The organism is Ancylobacter sp., assembly GCF_965249975.1.
Taxonomy (GTDB): domain Bacteria; phylum Pseudomonadota; class Alphaproteobacteria; order Rhizobiales; family Xanthobacteraceae; genus Ancylobacter.
In genome coordinates this window covers 1-21,442 of the sequence record NZ_CBDFNE010000019.1, presented here as the reverse complement: position 1 = coordinate 21,442, position 21,442 = coordinate 1, and the positions used below count along the sequence as shown (strand labels likewise).

General features: G+C 68.2%; 24 protein-coding genes and 1 tRNA gene. 12 read left to right on the top strand and 13 right to left on the bottom strand.

Annotated elements, in window-relative coordinates; all coding sequences use genetic code 11:
- Window positions 1-91: 91 nt before the first annotated feature.
- Entirely contained in the window at window positions 92-862 is a 771-nt protein-coding gene (locus ACP2AH_RS18110) for a siderophore-interacting protein (RefSeq protein ID WP_425107088.1), read from the top strand.
- A gap of 26 nt (window positions 863-888) precedes the next feature.
- On the opposite strand, the gene ACP2AH_RS18105 is transcribed toward ACP2AH_RS18110, so the two are convergent.
- Window positions 889-1,653 (bottom strand): ABC transporter permease, encoded by a 765-nt coding sequence (locus tag ACP2AH_RS18105; protein WP_425107087.1) that lies wholly within the window; start codon window positions 1,651-1,653, stop codon window positions 889-891.
- Between the two features lie 180 nt (window positions 1,654-1,833).
- Between ACP2AH_RS18105 and ACP2AH_RS18100 the strand changes: the two genes are divergently transcribed.
- The 3 genes from ACP2AH_RS18100 to ACP2AH_RS18090 all read left to right on the top strand — a co-directional run bounded on the left by ACP2AH_RS18100 (window position 1,834) and on the right by ACP2AH_RS18090 (window position 4,267).
- Window positions 1,834-2,679 carry a universal stress protein gene (locus ACP2AH_RS18100; protein ID WP_425107086.1) on the top strand — a complete coding sequence of 282 codons (846 nt, stop codon included), beginning with the start codon at window positions 1,834-1,836 and terminating at the stop codon, window positions 2,677-2,679.
- A 207-nt stretch (window positions 2,680-2,886) separates the two neighbouring features.
- The gene (locus ACP2AH_RS18095; protein ID WP_425107085.1) at window positions 2,887-3,987 is read left to right on the top strand and encodes a choloylglycine hydrolase family protein; all 1,101 of its coding nucleotides are present in this window, start codon (window positions 2,887-2,889) and stop codon (window positions 3,985-3,987) included.
- Window positions 3,988-4,063: 76 nt separating this feature from the next.
- Window positions 4,064-4,267 (top strand): hypothetical protein, encoded by a 204-nt coding sequence (locus tag ACP2AH_RS18090; RefSeq protein WP_244377948.1) that lies wholly within the window; start codon window positions 4,064-4,066, stop codon window positions 4,265-4,267.
- 25 nt (window positions 4,268-4,292) lie between these two features.
- Here ACP2AH_RS18090 and ACP2AH_RS18085 read toward each other — a convergent pair whose 3' ends face one another.
- Entirely contained in the window at window positions 4,293-4,658 is a 366-nt protein-coding gene (locus ACP2AH_RS18085; protein WP_425107084.1) for an A1S_2505 family phage non-structural protein, read from the bottom strand.
- 128 nt (window positions 4,659-4,786) lie between these two features.
- A tRNA-His gene (locus ACP2AH_RS18080) sits at window positions 4,787-4,863 on the bottom strand.
- A gap of 176 nt (window positions 4,864-5,039) precedes the next feature.
- Between ACP2AH_RS18080 and ACP2AH_RS18075 the strand changes: the two genes are divergently transcribed.
- Both ACP2AH_RS18075 and ACP2AH_RS18070 read left to right on the top strand, forming a co-directional pair.
- Complete coding sequence (locus tag ACP2AH_RS18075) at window positions 5,040-5,243, top strand: DUF4089 domain-containing protein (protein ID WP_425107083.1); 204 nt, start codon at window positions 5,040-5,042, stop codon at window positions 5,241-5,243.
- The gene (locus tag ACP2AH_RS18070) at window positions 5,240-6,661 is read left to right on the top strand and encodes an AtzE family amidohydrolase (RefSeq protein ID WP_425107082.1); all 1,422 of its coding nucleotides are present in this window, start codon (window positions 5,240-5,242) and stop codon (window positions 6,659-6,661) included. Before ACP2AH_RS18075 ends, ACP2AH_RS18070 begins: the two co-directional genes overlap by 4 nt.
- 9 nt (window positions 6,662-6,670) lie before the next feature.
- On the opposite strand, the gene ACP2AH_RS18065 is transcribed toward ACP2AH_RS18070, so the two are convergent.
- Entirely contained in the window at window positions 6,671-7,438 is a 768-nt protein-coding gene (locus tag ACP2AH_RS18065) for a TIGR02186 family protein (protein WP_425107081.1), read from the bottom strand.
- A complete protein-coding gene (locus ACP2AH_RS18060) occupies window positions 7,435-8,361 on the bottom strand; it encodes a sulfite exporter TauE/SafE family protein (protein WP_425107080.1) in 927 nt (308 codons plus the stop codon). The genes ACP2AH_RS18065 and ACP2AH_RS18060 overlap by 4 nt, the downstream gene beginning before the upstream one ends.
- Window positions 8,362-8,692: 331 nt before the next feature.
- Here ACP2AH_RS18060 and ACP2AH_RS18055 point away from each other — a divergent pair, with 331 nt between their 5' ends.
- Complete coding sequence (locus ACP2AH_RS18055) at window positions 8,693-9,973, top strand: PQQ-dependent sugar dehydrogenase (RefSeq protein ID WP_425107079.1); 1,281 nt, start codon at window positions 8,693-8,695, stop codon at window positions 9,971-9,973.
- A gap of 71 nt (window positions 9,974-10,044) precedes the next feature.
- A complete protein-coding gene (locus ACP2AH_RS18050; protein WP_425107078.1) occupies window positions 10,045-10,377 on the top strand; it encodes a c-type cytochrome in 333 nt (110 codons plus the stop codon).
- A 165-nt stretch (window positions 10,378-10,542) separates the two neighbouring features.
- Here ACP2AH_RS18050 and ACP2AH_RS18045 read toward each other — a convergent pair whose 3' ends face one another.
- The 6 genes from ACP2AH_RS18045 to ACP2AH_RS18020 all read right to left on the bottom strand — a co-directional run bounded on the left by ACP2AH_RS18045 (window position 10,543) and on the right by ACP2AH_RS18020 (window position 16,606).
- Complete coding sequence (locus ACP2AH_RS18045; RefSeq protein WP_425107077.1) at window positions 10,543-11,193, bottom strand: peptidase C15; 651 nt, start codon at window positions 11,191-11,193, stop codon at window positions 10,543-10,545.
- Complete coding sequence (locus ACP2AH_RS18040; protein ID WP_425107076.1) at window positions 11,193-11,579, bottom strand: response regulator; 387 nt, start codon at window positions 11,577-11,579, stop codon at window positions 11,193-11,195. Before ACP2AH_RS18040 ends, ACP2AH_RS18045 begins: the two co-directional genes overlap by 1 nt.
- Before the next feature lie 107 nt (window positions 11,580-11,686).
- Window positions 11,687-12,688 carry a methylmalonyl Co-A mutase-associated GTPase MeaB gene (gene meaB / locus ACP2AH_RS18035; RefSeq protein ID WP_425107075.1) on the bottom strand — a complete coding sequence of 334 codons (1,002 nt, stop codon included), beginning with the start codon at window positions 12,686-12,688 and terminating at the stop codon, window positions 11,687-11,689.
- Window position 12,689: 1 nt separating this feature from the next.
- The gene (locus ACP2AH_RS18030) at window positions 12,690-13,550 is read right to left on the bottom strand and encodes a branched-chain amino acid aminotransferase (protein ID WP_425107074.1); all 861 of its coding nucleotides are present in this window, start codon (window positions 13,548-13,550) and stop codon (window positions 12,690-12,692) included.
- 5 nt (window positions 13,551-13,555) lie between these two features.
- Window positions 13,556-14,953: a M20/M25/M40 family metallo-hydrolase gene (locus tag ACP2AH_RS18025; RefSeq protein WP_425107073.1), complete on the bottom strand. Its 1,398-nt coding sequence runs from the start codon at window positions 14,951-14,953 to the stop codon at window positions 13,556-13,558.
- A 135-nt stretch (window positions 14,954-15,088) separates the two neighbouring features.
- Window positions 15,089-16,606, bottom strand: coding sequence for a helicase HerA-like domain-containing protein (locus ACP2AH_RS18020; protein ID WP_425107072.1), 1,518 nt, complete (start codon window positions 16,604-16,606; stop codon window positions 15,089-15,091).
- Between the two features lie 171 nt (window positions 16,607-16,777).
- Here ACP2AH_RS18020 and folP point away from each other — a divergent pair, with 171 nt between their 5' ends.
- Window positions 16,778-17,620 carry a dihydropteroate synthase gene (folP, locus tag ACP2AH_RS18015; protein ID WP_425107071.1) on the top strand — a complete coding sequence of 281 codons (843 nt, stop codon included), beginning with the start codon at window positions 16,778-16,780 and terminating at the stop codon, window positions 17,618-17,620.
- Complete coding sequence (folK, locus tag ACP2AH_RS18010; RefSeq protein WP_425107070.1) at window positions 17,610-18,161, top strand: 2-amino-4-hydroxy-6-hydroxymethyldihydropteridine diphosphokinase; 552 nt, start codon at window positions 17,610-17,612, stop codon at window positions 18,159-18,161. The genes folP and folK overlap by 11 nt, the downstream gene beginning before the upstream one ends.
- A 143-nt stretch (window positions 18,162-18,304) precedes the next feature.
- Here folK and ACP2AH_RS18005 read toward each other — a convergent pair whose 3' ends face one another.
- The gene (locus tag ACP2AH_RS18005) at window positions 18,305-18,727 is read right to left on the bottom strand and encodes a hypothetical protein (RefSeq protein ID WP_425107069.1); all 423 of its coding nucleotides are present in this window, start codon (window positions 18,725-18,727) and stop codon (window positions 18,305-18,307) included.
- A gap of 169 nt (window positions 18,728-18,896) precedes the next feature.
- Here ACP2AH_RS18005 and ACP2AH_RS18000 point away from each other — a divergent pair, with 169 nt between their 5' ends.
- Both ACP2AH_RS18000 and ACP2AH_RS17995 read left to right on the top strand, forming a co-directional pair.
- A complete protein-coding gene (locus tag ACP2AH_RS18000) occupies window positions 18,897-19,886 on the top strand; it encodes a zinc transporter ZntB (protein WP_425107068.1) in 990 nt (329 codons plus the stop codon).
- A 76-nt stretch (window positions 19,887-19,962) separates the two neighbouring features.
- Window positions 19,963-20,337 (top strand): hypothetical protein, encoded by a 375-nt coding sequence (locus ACP2AH_RS17995; RefSeq protein WP_425107067.1) that lies wholly within the window; start codon window positions 19,963-19,965, stop codon window positions 20,335-20,337.
- A 68-nt stretch (window positions 20,338-20,405) separates the two neighbouring features.
- Here ACP2AH_RS17995 and ACP2AH_RS17990 read toward each other — a convergent pair whose 3' ends face one another.
- A complete protein-coding gene (locus ACP2AH_RS17990; RefSeq protein ID WP_425107098.1) occupies window positions 20,406-21,008 on the bottom strand; it encodes a superoxide dismutase in 603 nt (200 codons plus the stop codon).
- Window positions 21,009-21,442: the final 434 nt, after the last annotated feature.

Sequence of the window (21,442 nt, the reverse complement as noted above, 5' to 3'; positions counted from 1 at the left end):
CGTCACTCAACGCGCATGATCGAACGGCCTTCGGGGCGTGATCGGCGCGGCTTTGTCCTGCCGGTGCGTCCACGGCCGGAGAGGACCTGAGATGAACGTTGCCAGCCCTGTTTTCCCCGCCGCCCCCACGCTGAACCGCCTGCGCTTCGAGCCGAAGCGGCGCCGCCTCACCGTGCTCTCGGCCGAGCGTGTCACACCCTCTATGCTGCGCCTTGTGCTCGGCGGCGACGATCTCGCCGATTTCGTCAGCGCCGCGCCGGACGACCATGTGAAGCTCGCCATCACCCGGCCGGACGGGTCGGAGGAGCGGCGCGACTACACGCCCCGGCGCTTCGATGCGGCGCGGCGCGAGCTTACCCTCGACTTCGCGCTGCACGAGGCCGGGCCGGCCACGCTTTGGGCGATAGCGGCCCGGCCGGGCGACCGGCTCGACGTGCTCGGGCCGCGCGGCTCCGCCGTGGTCGAGGACGCCGCGGTGGCGCACTGGCTGCTGATCGGCGACGAGACGGCGCTGCCGGCGATTGGCCGGCGCATCGAGGAGGCGGCTGGGGGCGCGCGCCTCACCAGTCTTGTCGCGGTGACGGGCGCCGCTGAGGAGCAGCGTTTCGCCACGGCGGCAACACTCGAATCGCTCTGGATCCATCGCCCGGCCAGCGCGGTGAGCGAGGCCGCACCGTTCATCGCCGCACTTGAGACGATGGAGCTGGCGCCGGCCACCTATGTCTGGCTCGCGGCCGAGGCGGCCGTGGCGCGGGCGGTGCGGGCCTATCTGACCGAGCGGCGGGGCGTCCCGCTCGGCTGGATCAAGGCGGCCGGCTACTGGGTGCTGGGCCAGGCCGACGCGCATGAGAAGATGGGGTGAAGCCGCAGATGGGGTGAGGCGCCCGTTCAGGCGGGCGCGTTCGCGCCGGTCGTCTCCGGCGCCCAGGGCAGCAGCCGCGCGAGCCCGCGATCCACCAGCGTGAACAGGATCAGCGCCATGGCGAGCAGCACGGCGAGCGCGGCGAACACCATGTCGGTCTGCATGCGGGCATTGGAATAGATCATGAGATAGCCGAGCCCGGCCGAGGCGCCGACCCATTCGCCCACCACCGCGCCGATGGGGGCGACGGCGGTGGCGACCTTCAGCCCGGAGGCGAGCGCCGGCAGCGCGGCGGGAATGCGGATGAAGCGCAGCGTCTTGAGGATGCCGGCGCCGTTCAGCCGGGCGAGATCGACCAGCCCGGCTTCGGTGCGGGCCAGCCCGTCATGAAAGGCCGAGGCGACGGGAAAGAAGATGATGAGGCTCGCCATCACGATCTTGGAGGCCAGGCCGAAGCCGAACCAGATGACCAGCAGCGGGGCGATGGCGAAGACCGGCAGCGCCTGCGCCACCAGCAGCACCGGCCGCATGGCGCGGCGGGCGAGCGGCGAGGCCGCCATGGCGAGCGCGCAGGCGATGCCGAGCAGCGAACCGCAGGCGAGGCCGAGCAGCATCTCGCCCAGCGTGATGCCGGCATTATGGGCGAGGATGCCGGCATTGTCCCACGCTGTCATGCCGATGCGAAGCGGGCCGGGCAGGATATAGGCGGGCACCGCGAGAAGACGCACCGCGCCTTCCCACAGGCCCAGCAGAACGAGAGTGACGGCGAGCGCGCGCCCGATGGCGGCCATGAGGCAAGTTCCTGCATTCGTTGCAGCCCTTATAGCCGCCGCCGGCCAAATGCGCGACGTTTAGGCTCGCGGGGAGAACGCAAGCAGCGCCGGCCGGCGCGGAAAGACTTGACGGCCGTCAATGCGACGTCACTTCTTTGAATGCAAAAAAGTCGTCACCGAAAGCGTGGAGGAAAGCAGATGATCAAGGATATTCTCGTCAGCCTGCGGGTGGCCGACGTTGGGGAAGATGTCGCCAGCGATTATGCGGTGTCTGCCGCCGCCGCGCTCGATGCCCATCTGACGGGCGTGGCCGTGAGCTACGAGATCGACGTGCCGCCGGTCTATACGGAAGCCTTCTCCACCGATTTCATCGAAGCGCAGCGCGAGGAAGCCCAGCGCTTGGCGCGCACCTCCGTCGAACGCTTCGGCGAGGCGGCGCGCTCGCTCGGCCTCACCGGCGAGGTTCGGCTGGTCGATGGCACGCCCGGCGGCGCCGCCGAGCAGATCGGCGTGATGGCGCGCCTCTATGACCTCACCATCGTCAACCAGGCCGACCCGGACAAGCTCGGCCCGGAAGATGTGGTGACCGAGGCGGTGCTGTTCGATTCCGGCCGGCCGGTGCTGGTGGTGCCGCGCAAGCAGCAGAAGCCGTTTTCGGCCAAGCGCATCATGGTCGCCTGGGACGGCAGCCGCACCTCGGCGCGCGCCGTGGCGGAAGCGCGGGCGCTGCTCGGCCATGCCCATCTGGTCGAGGCGGTGGTGGTCGATACCGGCAAGCCGCTGCGCAAGAAGGGCGTCGACCTGCCGGGCGCCGATCTCGCCCGCCATCTCGCGCGCCACGACAAGACGGTGGAACTGCGCACGCTGGTGCCGAGCGGGGATGAGAGCATCGCCGACGTGTTGCTCAAGGAAGTGGCGGCGCGCGACATCGACATCGTGGTCATGGGCGGCTACGGCCATTCGCGGCTGCGCGAATTCGTGCTCGGCGGCGTCACCCGCGACATGCTGGAACGGATGACGGTGCCGTTGTTCCTCGCCCATTGAGGCCGGCCCGCGCCCCCGCGACATCAAGGCCCGGCGTCCGCGCCGGGCTTTTTCGTTTCCGGCCCGCTTTCCTGTTTCCGGGCCGGCTTGGCCGTTGCGCAGCCCTGGCTGCCGGGCCGCCGGCCTCAACATGTGAAGGGACAGGCCTGCCGGATGAGGTTACCTGTGAGACGTGGGGCCGACGAAACAGACCCCGGAGGAAACACCATGAAAAGGCTGCTCGCGACCACGCTGGCGTTGCTCGCCACCGTCAACCTGTCTCTTGCCTGCACGGCGGTCGACATCGTCGCCAAGGACGGCACGGTCATTGCCGGGCGCACCATGGAATGGGCGTTCGACATGAAATGGCAGCTGGTGAGCCAGCCCAAGGGTACCGAACTGACGCTGGTCGCCCCCGCCGCGCTTAATCTGCCCGCCCACAAGGTGGCGACCAAATATGCGGTGGTCGGGGTGAATGCCGGCATCATCCCCGGCGGGGCGCTGCTGGACGGGCAGAATTCGGAAGGCCTGTCGATGAGCGGCAACTTCCTGCCGGGCTTCACCCAGTACCAGACGGTGACCAAGGACGACAAACAGTACCAGACCGTGCTGACCTTCGGCTCCTGGGCGCTGGGCAGCTTCGCCACGGTCGCCGAACTGCGGGCCGCGCTGCCGGCGATGAAGGTGTGGGCGGATGACACGCTGCCGAGCGGCCCGACGCCGCCGACCATCCATTTCGTCTTCGTCGACCGCAGTGGCGCGGGCATGGTGGTGGAATATGTCGGCGGCGAGGTGCGCATCCACGACAATGTCGCGCATGTGCTGACCAATGCGCCGACCTATGACTGGCACCTGACCAATATCCGCAACTATCTCAACCTCACCACGGTCGGCGTGCCGAGCCGGATGATCGGCAACGTCAACGTGACCGAAATCGGCCAGGGCGGCGGGTTGATCGGGCTTCCCGGCGACTACACCCCGCCCTCGCGCTTTGTCCGCGCCGCTCTGCTGCGCCACGGCGTGGTCCCGCCCCAGGATGCCGGCGAGGCGGCGCAGGCGGTCGCCCATATTCTCAACAATGTCGATATCCCGATCGGCATCGCCCAGTCGCGGCTGCCGGACGGGTCGACGGTCTCCGATTACACCCAGTGGGTGGTGGTGAAGGACCTGACCCATAACCGGCTGATGATCGCCGATTACGCCAACCGGCTGAACTATCTCACCATCGACCTCGCGCCGCTGTTCGCGCAGACGACGCCGGCGGCGCGGCTGGTGACCGAGCTGCCCTATCCGAAGACGAGCGCCGGCGCCGAGGTTCTGGCGCCCTGAGACCGGGCCGGCCGGCCCCCGCCCGGCTGGCCGGCGGCTTGCATGGCGCTTGTCCCCCCGTGAGGAGACCGCGCCGATGCTCTCCATGCCGCCGCCCACGCCGTCGCGCCCGATTCCGTCGCCCCAGCCGCTGACCGCCGAGCGGGTGCGTGCCGCCGAGGCGTTCGCTCTCGCCTATGCCCGCAAAAGGGGCGGGCGGGTGCGGGTGCGGCCGGATGTGTGGCTGGAATTGCGGGCGGCCGGGGCGGACATGTCGCTCTATATCTGCGACACGCGCTGAGCCGACGGCGGGCGGCCCGCGCCGTTCAGCTGCGCCCGAGCGCGGCCTTGAACTCGTCCGGCAGCAGCACGTTGTCGGACGCCTGCGCAAACATCGGCGCGATGTCGGCCGGGGTGTAGCCGGCATGGCCGCAGCCGATCGGCGTGAGCTGGAAGCTGAGATCCGGCCGCGCGGCGGCGAATTTCAGGAAGCGGCGGACATATTTCTGGATGTCGGCCAGCGGCAGCGTCTCGATGTCCCAGTCCTTGGTGGGAATGGCAAACGCGGTGCCGGTGAGGCCGAAGCCGACGCCCCATTCCGCGCCCCGGTTGTCATGCGCCCAGCGTGCCGCCCCGCCCGCATGGATGCCGGCGAGATTCGAGCCGAAGACGAAGATCGGGTTGCGCTCCATGCCGCCATTCCTTGCCTGTGCCGCTGCCGCCGGGCGCAGGCCAGGGAAGAGTCGTGGACAACGACTGCCGTCCGGCGCGCCAGGGCACCGGCGATAAGCGACGAAAATGACCGGGGCAAGGACGATTCTGGTACAGCTGGGTGGGCTCGAACCACCGACCTCCGGTTCCACAGACCGGCGCTCTAACCAACTGAGCTACAGCTGCGTGCCAGAACGGCGCGGAACCTACTTTGGTGGCCGGCGCTTTGCAAGGCCGCCGCGCACGCTTCCGCAAAGGAGGTGGACAACCTTTTTGCACCGCCCTTCCGAGACACGCACGCACGGCCCTCGCGTGGCACGCTTCCTGTATCATCGGCGGCAGAAAACAGGATGGAGGCGGCGATGCGGACAGAGGCGGACGGTGAGGGCGGGACACCCTGCGGAGCGCTGCTCGATGCAGGGCTCGCCGTGGCGCGCCTGCCACTAGAGCCGGAATTGCGGCCGCGCGTGCTGATGCATCTGGAAACCGCCACGGCGATGGCGGCGCTGGTGATGGAGTTCGCCCTGCCGGACGAGGCCGAGCCCGCCCCGGTGTACCGGCCATGAGCGCGCCTGTGTCCCCTGATGCCGCCGCCGCGACGCTTCTCGCCGGACCCGCCACCGACCTCGCCGCCGCCGTGCGCGACGGGCGGGTGAGCGCGCGCGCCGTCATTGAAGCGGCGCTGGCGCGGATCGACGCGGTCGACCCCGTGCTGAACGCCTTCACCGATGTCACGCGCGATCGCGCGCTGGCCGAGGCCGACGCGCTCGATGCCGCCCGTGCGCGCGGCGAAGCATTGGGCCCGCTCGCCGGCGTGCCGTTCGCGGCGAAGAACCTTTTCGATCTCAAGGGACTGCCGACGCGCGCAGGCTCGAAGATCAACCGTGACCGCAAACCGGCGCCGCGCGACGCGACGCTGGTGGAGCGGATGAACGCGGCGGGGGCGGTGTGCCTTGGCGGGCTGAACATGGGCGAATATGCCTATGACTTCACCGGCGAGAATCGGCATGACGGGCGTTCGGCCAACCCGCACGACCCGGCGCATATGTCCGGCGGCTCCTCCGGCGGCTCGGGTTCCGCAGTGGGCGGCAAGCTGGTGCCGCTGGCGCTCGGCTCCGATACCAACGGCTCGATCCGCGTGCCGTCCTCCTTTTGCGGCATTTTCGGGCTGAAGCCGACCTATGGGCGGCTGTCGCGGGCGCGCAGCTTTCCCTTCGTCGCCAGCCTGGACCATCTCGGCCCCTTCGCCCGCCATGTCGGCGATCTCGCCGCGACCTATGACGCACTGCAGGGTCCGGATGCCGACGACCCGGCGCTGGCCGACGCGCCCGTCGCGCCGACGCTTGCCCCCCTCGATTCGCCTGACGATCTCAAGGTCGCGGTGCTCGGCGGCTGGTTCGCCCGGCAGGGCACGCCCCAGGCCTATGCGGCGGTGGCGCGCGCGGCGAAGGCGCTGGGCGCGACGCGGACAGTGGAACTGCCGGAGGTGGAGCGGGCGCGGGCGGCGGCCTATCTCATCTCCATGGCGGAAGGGGCGGCGCTGCATGAGGGGCGGCTGCGCGCGCGGCCCGACGATTTCGACCCGGCGGTGCGCGAGCGCCTGCTGGCCGGGGCGGTGCTGCCGGCGATGTGGATCGCCCGGGCGCAGATCTTCCGCCGCTGGTTCCGCGAGCGGGCGCTGGAACTGTTCGCCGATTGCGACGTGCTGATCGCGCCCTCGACCCCGGTGCCGGCGCCGCGCGGCGGCCAGACGACCTTCGTGCTCGACGGGCGGGAAATGCTGGTGCGGCCGAATATCGGCATCTACACCCAGCCCATCTCCTTCATCGGCCTGCCGGTGGCCGCCGCGCCGATTCCGACCGACGACCCGCTTCCCATCGGCGTGCAGCTCATCGCCGCCCCGTGGCGGGAGGACAAGGCGCTGCAGGCGGCGCGGGTGCTGGAGCGAGCGGGCGTCGCCGTCGCCCCGGAGCCGGCGCTGTAACTCCGAGCCTCAGTCGCGGCGGAAGGCGATATTGGCGATGAAACCGACGGTGAGCGCCATCAGCGCGGTGGCGAGGCCGTAGAGCCAGGGATGGTTCTGCGCTGTCGTGGCGACGGTCTGCTCGAAATCGACCTTCGCCACTTCCAGCGGCAGCGTTCCCCGGCCGGCCAGGGCGCCGCCGCTGAAGGTCTTCACCACGACTTCATAGGTGCCGATGGGCGCGGTGCCGGGAATGGGGATGGTGGCGCGGAACACGTTCGGGGCGATGAACTCCACCCCTGCCGGGCGCTCGAAATACAGGCCCTGCGCCTGCTTGACCCGCAGAAAGGCCTGCCGGAACGGGTCCTGCGGCACCACATCGGCATAATCCGAGCCGATGCGCTGCAGCAGCCGGTTATTGTCGAGCCCCGCCTGTTCCCAGCGCAGCGTCTCCGCATCGGCCATGTCAGCCGGGGGGCGGTTGGCGAGCACCGCGAGATAGGAGGGGGCGGCGAGGAAGCTCCGGCCGTCCACATTCACCCACAGGCCGAAGCGGCGCTCCTTGCGCCAGGTGGTGAAGCTCTCGCTGGGTCCACGCACGGTGACGACGACATCGGGCGCCGCAGAGGGCGCTACAACGCCGGGATCGATGACGCCGAACAGCACCAGCGTGTCGCCGGTGAAGTTTGAGGTGATGGTGACGCGGGCCTTGGACAGCGACAGCACCAGATCCGCCCGCGCCGGTGTGCCGGCGAGGAGCGGGAGGAGGGCGAGAAGCGATGCGGCCATCCCCCTCATCGCGCCGCCTCATTGATGGAGACGGCGTAGAGGTCCGCCGGGGTGACGATCTGGTCCACCGCCACGCGCAGGCCGACGGCGAGCACCAGCAGGCCGAGCAGCAGGCGCAGCTTTTCCGCCCGCATCGCCTGCCCGGCGCGGGCGCCGAACTGCGCGCCGATGGTGCCGCCGACCATCAGCACCAGGCCCAGCACCGCATCGACCGTCTGGTTGAGCACGGCGTGCATGAGGATCGCGGCGGTCATCGTCACCAGCGTCAGCATCAGCGCGGTGGCGATGGAGGTGAGCGTCGGCACGCGCAGCAGATAGATCAGCGCCGGCACCAGCAGGAAGCCGCCGCCAATGCCCATCAGCGCGCCGAGAAAGCCGATGGCGAAGCCGATCGTCACCACGGGAATGACCGAGACATAGATGCGCGACTGGCGGAAGCGCACCTTGAACGGCATGCGCAGAAACCAGGGATGCGCTCCCGGCCGCTTCACCTGCGCCTTCTCTCCCCGCCATTCGCGCAGCAGCGCCCGCAGGCTTTCCGCCACCATGAGCGAGCCGATGGTGCCGAGCAGGACGATATAGGTGACGGCGATGACGAGATCGAGCTGGCCGAGCTGGCGCAGCAGCATGAAGCTGACGACGCCGGCCAGCGTGCCGGTGAGGCCGCCGGCCAGCAGCACAAGCCCCAGGCGGACATCCACCAGCCCCCGTCGCAAATAGGTGAGGGTGCCGGAAAAGGACGAGGCGGCCATGTGGGTGGACACGCTCGCCACCGCCACCGCCGGCGGCACGCCGAGGAAGATGAGCAGCGGCGTCATCAGGAAGCCGCCGCCGACGCCGAACATGCCGGAGATGAAGCCGACCGCGATCCCCAGCGCCAGCAGCGTGAAGATGTTCACCGGCAGTTCCGCTATCGGCAGATAGATGGTCACGGGCAGATCCGGCAGCGTCGGGGGCGCACAACGCCCATGCACAGCCCATAGCAGGATTCGGCCGGCATGGGTTTAACGCCGGCGGAAACCGGCGGTGGTCATGGGTCGCGTGGGGCGATTCTGTAATACATTATGTGCGATAATGCTTCATGTCAGACGGAAGAGACTGTAGTAGCGGGCTGTTGATCTGGTCTTCTTGGTAAAAAATTTTGGCCGCCAAGGTCATTTCGGGGGAGATGAGCCAGTATTGCTGACTTAACGTTTAGGGAGGTCGTGCTAGCGTGCCGCGGCAACGGACCCGAACGAGGTCCGGCATCCTAGGAGGAACCCCATGTCTCTTTTCCGGCGCGGTTCGCGGACCGCGGCGCTGCTCGCCACCACCATGTTCGCGGGCGCGGTGATGCTGTCGGCTTCGGCTCAGGCCCAGTCGACCGACAACATGCAGAAGCTCTCGAATTTCCAGCAGACCGGCGCCTCCATGGAAATGGAAACGGTGCCGCAGACCGGGCCGCGCGCCGAGGCGTTCAAGAAGACGCTGGCCGGCATCAAGCTGCCGGACGGCTTCAAGATCGCGCTTTACGCCATCGTGCCGGATGCGCGCGAAATGGCGGTGGGGCCGACCACCGGCGCCGTCTTCGTCGGCACCCGCAAGTCGAAAGTATGGGCGGTGACCGACCGCGACAAGGACCGCGTCGCTGATGAGGTGAAGGTCTTCGCGCCCTCGATCCAGTTCAAGCTGCCGAACGGCGTGTGCTTCTCCAAGGACGGATTCCTGTTCGTCGCCGAACAGAATCGCGTCCTGCTCTTCCCCGCCGCCGAATTCTTCTATGAGGGGCCGGATGTCGCCGCCTTCGAGGTGGTGAAGCAGGGCGAACTCATTCCGCCCTCTGAGGAATCCTACAACCACACCGCCCGTGTCTGCCGCATCGGGCCGGACGACAAGCTGTATATTACCCTCGGCCAGCCCTTCAACGTCTTCGCGCCGGAGAAATACGACCTCTACAAGAAGAACGGCATCGGCGGCATCGTGCGGATGGACCGCGACGGCAAGAACCGTGAAGTCTATGCGTGGGGTATCCGCAATTCGGTGGGCATGGACTTCAATCCGAAGGACAAGACCCTGTGGTTCACCGACAACCAGGTCGACGGCATGGGCGACACCATTCCGCCGGGTGAACTGAACCGTGCCACCAAGCCCGGCCAGACTTTCGGCTTCCCCTATTTCGGCGGCGGCAGTGTCCGTACCGTCGAATACAAGGACCAGACGCCCCCGGCCGATTCCGTGCCGCCCCAAGTGGAGATGGAAGCGCATGCCGCCGATCTCGGCATGACCTTCTACACCGGCAAGCAGTTCCCGGCGAAGTATCAGGGTGGTATCTTCTCGGTGCAGCACGGCTCGTGGAACCGCACCGATCCGGTCGGCGCGCGGGTGATGTTCACCACGCTGAACGACGACGGCACCGCCGCCAAGACCGAACCCTTCGCCGAGGGCTGGCTGGTGAATGGCGAATATCTCGGCCGTCCGGCCTCCGTGGCGCAGCTGAATGACGGCTCGCTGCTGGTGGCCGACGACACCTCGGGCGCGATCTACCGCATCTCCTACGAGAAGTAAGCGGCCGCGCCTCATCGCCCCTGCGCCGCAAGACCGGCGCAGGGGCCCTTGTCTCTTGCCGGGAATCGTCAATGAAACGCATGTACTGCGTGCCGCTGCTTCTGACGGCGGCACTCGGCGTCACCCCCGCCCTCGCGCAGGACGCCAAGGCGGGGCGCGCCAAGGCTTCGGCGCAATGCGCCGTCTGTCACGGCATGGACGGCATCGCCCAATTGCCGACGGCGGCCAATCTGGCGGGCCAGCAGGAAGTCTATCTCGCCAAGGCGCTGGAGGATTTCCGCGCCGGCCGCCGCGTCAACGAGATGATGACGGTGGTGTCCAAGGATCTGACCGACGCCGACATTGCCAATCTCGCGGCGTGGTACGGCTCTATCAAGATCACCGTGCAACTGCCGGAGCGTTGAGCGCCGGGTCGACCCGAGGGCGGATGCCGCGCGAGAGCGTTTTCGAGCGAAGTGGATACCGGTTCGCGTGAAGAAAACGCGAAAAACAAGGCATTAGATCCTTTCACTGTTTCCGTGAAACAGTGAAAGGATCTAGGCGGTGTCCGCCCTTTCTTTGTCTGTCGCTCAGACGCGCAGCCGGCTCTGCCGGAACTGCGCCAGCAGCGCGGCGAGTAGCGCTTCCAGCCCCCGCGCCAGCTGCGGCAGCGCGAGCCGGCCGGGGCGCGGCAGCGGCACATGCACGAACACCGCAAGCCGCGCGCCGCCATCGGCGGCAAGGCCGGCGCGCGCCCAGCCATAGGCGCGGAAGGCCAGCGCATTGCAGACATAGCGGCCGGCATGGCGCGAAAGATGGGCGGGGACGCCGGCCGCGCGCAGCGCCGCCAGCAGTGGGGCCGGGCGGGCAGCCAGCGCCCTCTGCGCCGGTGCGCCGGGCTCCAGCACATGCGAGGCCGGACGATGGCCGGCGGCATCGGGAAACGCGCCCGTCGCATTGCGCCCGACGATCTCGATCGACACAAGCCGGCGCCGGGCGGCGACGCCCAGCATGAGCAAGATATCCGGCCGGGTTTGCGCGAGCAGGGCAGGGAAGCCGGCGGCCTCGTCCCAGCGCGTGGCGAGCAGGCGCCGTTCGGTCCGTGCACCCCCGGCTGGGCGGCTGCGCGCGAGGTGACGGGCGAGCTGGGCGGACGGGTTGGCCGGCATGCCGGGAAAATGGCCGAAGCCGGTGATGAGCAGGCGCGGCCGAGCCGATGCCTTTGCCGGCCCGGCGCGCATCAGGCCGCGCGCGCCTCCAGCGCCCGCGCCAGAGCGCCCTCGAGATCGGCCAGCTGGAACGGCTTGTTCAGCACCGGGCACTTGCGCCAGGCGGCGTCGATGGCGCTGTCATTATAGCCGGTGGAGAAAACGATGGGGATGCCGTGGCGGGCGATCGCCTCGGCGATGTCGTAGCTGTGGCGCGTGCCGAGATTGAGGTCGAGCATGGCGACATCGATCTCTTCGTGGCGGGTGGCGACGAAATTCAGCGCATCGTCGAAGCGCGATTCATTGCCGACGACGGTGGCGCCCAGTTCCTCAAGCATGCCCTCGATCATCATCGCGACGAGCGTCTCGTCCTCGACCACGAAGACGCGCTGGCCCGACAGCGTGGGCTGATCCTGCATGATGATGTGTCACTCCTTCTGGTCGGGCTTGCCCGTTCGGTGCCGACCAGCAACCGCCGCCATTTTGATTATTCTTCCCTCATTTCGGCTTTTTTGCGAGTCCGGCCTCACAGATCCGGCCAGCCGAACAGATCGGCGATCCTCGCGGCGCCGAGCGTGGGGGAAAGCGCGCCCGCCGCCACGTCCTGTTCGATCGCCGGCAGTTGCGCGCGCAGCGCCGGCGCGCGGCGCAGCGCGTCGCGCACCCGCTCGTCGAACAGGGTCCACATCCATTTCACCTGCTGGCCGCTGCGGCGCGCGGTGAACGCGCCCGCCTGCGTCGCGCGGTCGCGATGCGCCACTACCGCCGCCCAAAGAGCCTCCACCCCCTCGCCGGTGAGGCCGGAATAGGTGAGCACCGGCACCGACCAGAACGGCTCGCGCCCGCCCAGCACATGCAGCGCCGCGCGGTATTCGCCCGCCGCCGCCTTGGCACGGGCGAGATTGGCGCCGTCCGCCTTGTTGACGGCGACGATGTCGGCCAGTTCGATGATGCCCTTCTTTATGCCCTGCAACTCATCGCCGGCGCCGGGCAGCATCAGCACGAGGAAGGTGTCGGTCATATCCGCCACCGCGGTTTCCGACTGGCCGACGCCGACCGTCTCCACCAGCACCACGTCATAGCCCGCCGCTTCGCACAGCAGCATGGTCTCGCGGGTGCGTGCCGCCACCCCGCCGAGCGTGCCGCCGGCCGGGGAGGGGCGGATGAAGGCGCGTTCCTCCAGCGACAGGCGGGCCATGCGCGTCTTGTCGCCGAGAATGGAGCCGCCGGTGCGGGTGGAGGAGGGGTCCACCGCCAGCACCGCCACCCGGTGCCTCTGGGCGATGAGATGGCTGCCGAGCGCGTCGATGGTGGTCGACTTGCCCACCCCCGGCACGCCGGTGATGCCGAGGCGCAGGGCCCCCCCGGTCTGCGGCAGCAGCGCCTGCAACAGCTCGCCCGCCAGCGCGCGATGCGCCGGCTTGCGCGATTCCACCAGCGTGATCGCCCGGGCGAGCGTGGCGCGGTGGCCGGAGCGAACGCCCTCGATGAGCGCGTCGAGTGCGGGCAGCGGGGCGGCGTGCGTCACCTCAGGAATGGGCGAACTCCCAGTAGACTTCGCGCGCGCGGCGATAGACCGGGCCGGGCTGGAGATCGCGCGCCTCGATCCGCGTCACCGGCGTCACCTTGGAATAATTGCCGGTCGAGAAGATCTCGTCGGCCTCCAGAAAGTCGCGCCAGGTGAGCGCGGCTTCCACCACCTCGATGCCCGCCTCCCGCAGCAAATTCGCCGTGCGGGTGCGGGTGATGCCGGCGAGGAAGGTGCCGTTCGGCGCCGGGGTGAAGGCGACGCCGTCCTTGGCGAGGAAGACATTGGCGGTGGCGAGCTCGGCGACATTGCCCAGCATGTCGCACAGCACGGCATTGTCGAAGCCGCGCGCATGCGCCTCGACCAGCGCGCGGGCATTGTTGGGGTAGAGGCAGCCGGCCTTGGCATCGGTGACGGCGCATTCGATGGTCGGGCGGCGGTAGCGCGACAGGGTGATCGCCGTGCCGTGGTCCGGGCTCGGCATGCCGGCCTCATAGAGGCTGAGGCACCAGCGGGTGGATTCCGGGTCGGCGTCGACCGTGCGTGCGCCGGGATATTCCGCCCAATACATCGGCCGGATGTAGAGCGCGGCGCCGGGTGCGAAGCGCTTCACGCCCTGATGCGCCAGCTCGACCCATTTCTCCACCGAGACCAGCGGCTTCAGCCCCATCGCGCGCGCCGAGCGGTTGACCCGCGCGCAGTGCAGGTCGAGGTCCGGCGTCACCCCTTCAAAGGCGCGGGCACCGTCGAACACCGAGGTGCCGAGCCAGGTGGCATGGCTGCGCACGCCCAGGATCGGGATATTGCCCTCCTGCCAACTGCCGTCGAAGAAGGTCCAGGTCTGCGTCCAGTGATGCGACATAACAGCTACTCCGCCAGCGCCGCGAGGATGCGGACCCAGCTGCGAATGCCCTTGTGGAAGGAGGTGAGGTCGTATTTCTCGTTGGGCGAATGGATGCGGTCATCGTCCAGCGCGAAGCCGACCAGCAGCGTGTCCTGTCCCAGCACTTTCTTGAACTGGCCGACCACGGGGATGGAACCGCCATCGCCATAGGTGACGGCCGGCGCGCCCCATTCCTCGCCGAGCGCGGCGGCAGCCTTGGCGAGCAGCGGGTTGTCATGGGCGACGGCCACCGCGCGGTTGCCCTCACCGCCGAGAAATTCCACCGTGCAGTCGGGCGGCAGTTTGGAGCGGATATAGGCGCGCACGCAATCGCGGACATGGGCGGGGTACTGGTCCGCCACCAGCCGGCAGGTGATCTTCGCGGTGGCGATGGAGGGGATGACGGTCTTGGCGCCCTCGCCGGTATAGCCGCCCCATAGGCCGTTGACCTCGAAGGTCGGGCGGGTCGAGACCATCTCGATCAGCAGCCGGTCCTTCTCGCCGATGGGATGGGAGAGGCCGATGGGGCCGAGGAAGTTCTCCGCCGTCAGGTCGAGCTTGGACCAGGATTCGCGCATATGCGCGGACGGCTCGACCACGTCGTCATAGAAGCCGGGAATGGTGATGCGCCCGCCCTCGCCATGCACGCCGCCGATGATCTTGGAGATCACATGCAGCGGGTTGACGGCCGCGCCGCCATAATAGCCGGAATGCAGGTCGCGGTCGGCGGCGCGCACGACGAACTCGTCATGCATCAGCCCGCGCAGCGAGAGGATGATGGCGGGGGTGTTCGCATCCCACATGCCGGTGTCGCAGACGAGGGCGAGATCGGCTTTCAGCTCGTTCTTATGCGCTTCCAGGAACGGGCCGATATTGGCCGAGCCGCTCTCCTCCTCGCCTTCGACCACGATCGCCACGTCGACCGGCAGGCGGCCGATGGTGCGCTGATAGGCGCGGCAGGCCTCGACGAAGGTCATCACCTGGCCCTTGTCGTCGGACGAACCACGGGCGACGATCCGCTTCACCCCGTCCGCCGTTTCGACGATGCGCGGCTCGAAGGGCGGGCTGTCCCACAGGTCCAGCGGATCGACCGGCTGCACGTCGTAATGGCCGTAGAATAGCACCCGCCGTTCCGCGCCCCCGGAAGACGTGCCGGTGACGATGGGATGGCCGGGCGTGTCGTTCAGCTTGGCGACGAGACCGAGCGTGGCGAGGTCGTCAGCCAGCCACTGGCCGGCGCGGCGGCAATCGGCGGCATAGGCGCGGTCGGTGGAAATGGAGGGGATGCGCAGGAAATCGAACAGACGCGCGAGCGAGGCATCGAGATCGGCATCGACGGCCGCGAGCACGCGGTCGAGGTCTGTCCTGGAAAGAGCGGCCATGGCCGGGAGTCCTTGTCGTTTCAAAGAGGCTTTTCCGCCTCATCCCCGGGCTTGACCCGGGGACCCACACACCTTGCGCCTCCGTCAAGGGCTGGTTGGCCGGGTCAAGCCCGGCCATGAGGGTCTTATCTATCTCTACCGCCGGCGGGCGCCGCCGAGCACGTTGCGCAGAATGGCCTTGGTCACCTCATTGGTGACCTGCCGCGTCACCTGGTTGACCACCCGCTCGCCCATGCTCATGCCGCCGCGCGGGCCGCGCCGGAACAGGCCGCCAAGCGTGTCCGCCAGCCAGCCGCCGCCGCTCTGCGCCTCCGCCTCGGCCGGCGTGGGCTCCGGCGCGGTGGCCTGCTCGGCGCGCTTGGCGAGGATTTCATAGGCGGATTCGCGGTCGAGGGTTTCGTCATAGGCGTGCCGCACAGGGCTTTGCGCCATCGCGACCTTGCGCAGTTCCGGGGTGATGGGCCCGACACGGGCGGCGGGCGGGGCGATGAGCGTGCGCTCGACCATGGACGGGGTGCCATTGCCCTCCAGCATCGAGACCAGCGCCTCGCCCTTGCCGAGCTGGGTGATGACCTCGGCCGTGTTCAGTTTCGGGTTGGGGCGGAAGGTGTCGGCCGCCGCATTCACCGCCTTCTGGTCGCGCGGGGTGAAGGCGCGCAGCGCGTGCTGCACCCGGTTGCCGAGTTGGGCGAGCACGCTGTCGGGGATGTCGAGCGGGTTCTGGGTGACGAAATACACGCCCACCCCCTTGGAGCGGATGAGCCGCACCACCTGTTCCACCTTCTGCAACAGCGCCTTGGGCGCTCCATCGAACAGAAGATGTGCCTCGTCGAAGAAGAACACCACGCGCGGCTTGTCGGGGTCGCCGACTTCGGGCAGCTCCTCGAACAGTTCGGACAGCAGCCACAGCAGGAAGGAGGCGTAGAGCCGGGGCGAGGCCATCAGCTTGTCGGCGGCGAGCAGCGAGATGGTGCCGTAGCCCGAGCGCGGCTCGACCCGCATCAGATCGGTGATCTTCAGCGCCGGCTCGCCGAAGAATTTGTCGGCGCCCTGATTTTCCAGCACCAGCAGCGCCCGCTGGATGGCGCCGACGGTGGCGGGCGAGACATTGCCATAGGTGGTGGTGAGCTTGCCCGCGTTCTCCGCGACGAAGGCCAGCATCGCCCGCAGATCCTTGAGGTCGAGCAGCAGCAGGCCCTGCTCGTCGGCAATGCGGAACACGACGTTCAGCACGCCTTCCTGCACCTCGTTGAGGTCCAGGAGCCGGGCCAGCAGCAGCGGCCCCATTTCCGAGACGGTGGCACGGACCGGGTGACCCTGTTCGCCGAACAGGTCCCAGAAGAGGACGGGAAATTCGTCCGGCACATAGTCGATGCCGATCTCAGCGCAGCGCTTGACGATCCAGTCCTGACCCTCGCCGGGCATGCCGATGCCGGAGAGGTCGCCCTTGATGTCGGCGGCGAAGACCGGGACGCCGGCACGGGAAAAGCCCTCCGCCAGCGTCTGCAGCGTCACCGTCTTGCCGGTGCCGGTGGCGCCGGTGGCGAGGCCGTGGCGGTTGGCGAGCTTCAGCGCGAGATATTCGGCCTTGCCGCCCGTCCCGCCGGTCGAGCTTCGCCCGACGAAGATCTGGCCCTCGGTGTCACCGGACATGGCTGCCTCCTGCGCACGCTCGCGTCCTCTCCTTTAGAGCGCAGCCGGGGGCGGTTCGGCAAGCCGGGCGAAAGCTCGGCGCGCGTGAATGAGGCCACCCTGCCGCGTCGGCGCTTGCCTTCGCGGCCCGCTCGCGCGATGTGAAAGCCAAACGCCAACCCTTGGGACGCCATGGCCGCTCTTGTTCCGCCCACCCAACGCCTGCTCGATGCGCGCGGCCGCCGGCTGGACTATGCCGGCCGCACGCTGGTGATGGGTATCCTCAATGTGACGCCCGATTCCTTCTCCGATGGCGGGCGCAGCGCGGCGCTCGACGACGCGGTGGCCAATGCCCACCGGCTGGTGGCGGAGGGAGCGGATATTCTCGACATTGGCGGGGAATCGACCCGTCCCGGCCATACGCCGGTGCCGGCGGAGGAAGAGCTGCGCCGCGTGCTGCCGGCGGTGGAGGCGCTGGCGAGCCTGCCGGTGCCGCTCTCCATCGACACGCAGAAGGCAGCGGTCGCGGAAGCGGCGCTGAAGGCGGGGGCGAGCCTTCTCAACGACATTTGGGGGCTGATGGGCGACCCGGACATGGCCCGCGTCGCCGCCGCCTATGACGCCGGTGTGGTGGCGATGCACAACCGCGCCACTGTCGACCCGGAAGTCGACATCGTCGCCGACATTCTCGGCTTTTTCGAACAGGCGCTGGAGCGGGCGGCGCGCGCCGGCATCCGCCCCGAGCGCATCGCCCTCGATCCCGGCATCGGCTTCGGCAAGACCTTCGAGCAGAACCTGAAGGCGCTCGCCTCACTGGAGACGTTCGGGCGGCTCGGATTCCCGCTCCTGCTCGGCACCTCGCGTAAATCGCTGATCGGCAAGGTGATCGAAACCACGCCGGCCGAGCGCCTGCCGGGCACCATCGCCTCCAATGTGCTGGGCATCCGCGCCGGCTGCGCCATCATCCGCGTGCATGACGTGGCCGCGCATGTGCAGGCCGCGCGGGTGACGGAGGCGATCCTCCATGCCCGCTAAGCCGACGCCCGATTTCTTCGTCCGCCGGCCGCGCAAGGTGGAGAAGGCGGTCGCCTATCTCTGCCTCGGCTCCAATCTCGGCGACCGCGCCGGCACCATGGCCAAGGCGGTCGGGCTCATCGCCCGCGCGGGGTTGAAGATCATCGCCCGCTCCTCGCTCTACGAGACCCCGCCCTGGGGCCCGGTGCCGCAGGGGCCCTATCTCAACATGGTGGTGGCGGTGGAAACGGAGCTTTCCGCGCGCGAGCTGCTCAACCTGCTGCTCGGCGTCGAGCACGCCTTCGGGCGCGACCGCACGCGCGAGGTGCGCTTCGGCCCGCGCAAGATCGACATCGACATATTGCTCTATGGCGAAGAGGTGATCGCCGAGCCCGACCTCGAAATCCCGCACCCGCGCATGATGGAGCGGGCATTCGCGCTGATCCCGCTCAGCGAGCTGGCGCCGGAGCTGAAGGTCGGCGGCGTGGCGGTAGCTGCGGCTCTTGCCGGACTCGACCGCAGCGGCATCGTCAAGGTCGAGCCGCAGCCGGCGAGCGAGTGACCGCAGGACCAGAACACGCGAAGGGCGGCGGATCGCTCCGCCGCCCGCTCGTCCGTCGCACCTTGGGAAAGGCGGGCGTGCTCTATCAATAGTTTAGAGGCTGATTCACCGATCAGGTTCTTTCAACCTGATCGGATCAGGCTCTAGCGGCACACCTCGACATCGCGGTAATAGGGCTGGCCCCAGCTGTTGTAGAGCGTGCGGGTCTCGGTCCAGCAGCTCGGGCGATAGTAGTTGTTGGCAGCGCCGGCCGCGATGGCGCCGACGGCAAGGCCACCGATGATGCCGGCGGCGATGGCGGCACCATTATTGTTGCGGCGCGGGCCGTAATAATAGCCGGGCGCACCCCAGCCGGGGCCACGCCAGCCGGGACCCGGGCGACCCCAGCCGGGGCCGCCATGGCGGTGACCGCCCCAGCCCGGCCCGCCCCAGCCCGGCCCGCCCCAGCCCGGGCCGCGCCAGCCATCGGCGGCGGCGGGAACGGTGGCGAGGAGGGTGGTGCCGGCGAGGGCGAGGGCGACGAGCTTGCTTGTCTTGGTGATGCCAGTCTTGGTGATGCCGGTCATGGCGGTATCCTCGGGTGCTCAGCGGGCCGGCTCGGCCCTTGATGAACACACCGTAGCCAGCGTCGGCCGAACCCAAGCTGAACCCGCTGTTGCAATAGGTTCATCAAACTGAACGCATTCCACTGCGGGCGTTCATCTGCCATTCATTCGGGAAACGCAGGAGCCAGCATTGCCCGATTACGACAAGGAAGGCCTCGTTTCCGCCTGGACCTTCGACGGTAATGGCGGAGCGCGGCGCATCGGCTGGGAGGACATCGCGCAGGGCGTTCCGTCCGGCGAACGCTTTCAGTGGATCAACCTTCAGCTTCTGGAGCATCGTCACGGCCGCAGCACGTGGCTCGACCTGCACAGCGGTGTCGATCCCTCCATCGTCGAATCCCTGGTGGCGGCGGAAACGCGGCCGCGCTGCGCCCTGTTCGACAATGGCGCCTTCCTCAACCTGCGCGGCATCAACCTGATGCCCTACTCACTGCCGGACGAGATGCACTCGATCCGCTTCTGGGTGGAGCCGCACCGCATCGTCTCGGTGCGGCGGCGGGCGCTGTCGGCGGTGGGCGATTTCGAGGACGCCATCCAGCGTGGGCGGGCGCCGCGCACGCCGGGCGAATTTGTCGCCGATCTTTCCATGCGCCTCGTCGACCGCATGGACACGGTGATCACCGCCCTGGCCGAGCAGGCGGACGAGCTGGAAGAGCAGGTGCTGAGCGCCACCTTGTCCAATCTCAGCCCCAAGGTTTCCGAGGTGCGGCGCGTCGCCATCATCCTGCGTCGCTACATCGCCCCGCAGCGGGAGGCGCTGAACCATTTCTCGCTGGAAGACGCCGAATGGCTCTCGCCACGCGACCGCAACCGGCTGCGCGAGGCCGCCGACCGGGTGACGCGCTTCGCCGAGGAACTGGATTCGGTGCGCGACCGCGCCGCCGTCATCTACGACCAGATGGTGGAAAGGCGGGCGGAGCAGATGAACCGTTCCATGCTGGTGCTGGCGGCGGTGACGGTGATCTTCGCGCCGCTGACGCTGATCACCGGCCTGATGGGCATGAATGTGGAAGGCATTCCCGGCGCGCAGGACCCGAACGGCTTCTGGGCCGTGACCGTGCTAGCCGCTGGGCTCGGCGTCGGCCTGGTGGCCTGGCTGCGGACGATCCGCTGGCTGTAGCCCCTTCCCGTGGACCGGCGGGGGCATAGAATGATGAGAGCGGGCCGCGATAGCGCGCGGCCGGGAGGAAAGTGCCATGCGCGGGAAATGGATTGCCTCAGTCGCGGTCGTCGCCGGGCTGATGCTGGGGGCGGCCGGCGGGCCGGCGGCGGCCTATGAATTCACCGGGACCTTTCCCGGCGGCGACTGCCGCAAGATGGCGGCGTCGACGCCCGGGGCGCAGCTCTGGTACGGCCATTTCACCGGTCGTCGGCAGGCGCCGTGGAACTTCGATTTCATCGAGGGCCGCACGGTCGATGGCTGCTTCCGCACCAAGGCGGAATGCGACAACTGGCTGTACCAGTGGCGCTCGGCCTGGCAGTTCAATTTCTGGAACGACTATTGCGTGAAGGGCTGGCCGCCCAAGGCGCGCCCGGCGGGCCCGCGCACGGAGGTTCCGTTCGGGCAGTGAGCGGCCGCCGGCCATGAAAAAGGGCGCCGTCGACCTGCGACGGCGCCCGATTTCGAGGTGAGGACCGGTCAGACGGCCTTGGAATACAGCTCGGCGACGTAGTCCCAGTTCACCAGGTTCTCGACGAACGCCTTCAGATAGTCGGGGCGACGGTTGCGGTAGTCAATGTAGTAGGAGTGCTCCCACACGTCGACGCCGAGGATCGGGGTCGCGCCCTTCACCAGCGGGCTCTCGCCATTCGCGGTCTTGTCGATGACGAGCTTGCCGTCCTTCACCGCGAGCCAGGCCCAGCCGGAACCGAACTGGGTGACGCCGGCCTGGATGAAGTCTTCCTTGAACTTCTCGACCGAGCCGAGGTCCTCGACGATCTTCTTCTCAAGCTCGCCGGGGATCGCGCCGCCGCCATTCGGCTTCATCCAGTTCCAGAAATGGAGGTGGTTGAAGTGCTGGCCGGCATTGTTGAACAGGCCGGCATTCTTGCCGAAGGAACCCTTGACGATCTCTTCCAGCGACTGGCCTTCCCACTCGGTGCCCTTCAGCAGATTGTTGCCGTTGTTCACATAGGCGAGGTGGTGCTTGTCGTGGTGATATTCGAGCGTCTCGCGCGACATATAGGGGGCGAGGGCATCGTAGGAGTAGGGAAGCTCGGGAAGCGTGGAAGGACATGGAATCTGTCTCCGCAGAAATGAAATCCGGCCGCGCCGCCTCGGCGCCCCTTGCGGGTGCGCAGGCACCGTGAAAGATCGGCTCCGACTAGATAGGGCGCCGCAGGCGGGCGACAACCAAAAGCATCGCGCGCGGCCGAATTCTTCCCCGCCGAAACCCCTCGGCGCCGCCGCGTCGGACAAGTGTGCTGCCGGCTTTCGTTAAAGCTGTACTGGACGTAAGGTCTCGTACAAGAAGGGCCGACGGCGAATCGGTCCGGCGGAGTTTCTTCATGGGTGCAGTAGTCATCGGAATCGGCGCGGCTCTGGCCGTGCTCGGCCTCGTCTTCGGCCTAATCGGGTTCGGCTCTGCGGAGACGACTTCCGGCGCGGGCCTGATGATGGTCGGTAGCTCTGTTTTTGTCGGCGGTCTTCTGATGGTCGCCCTCGGCTTCATTCTG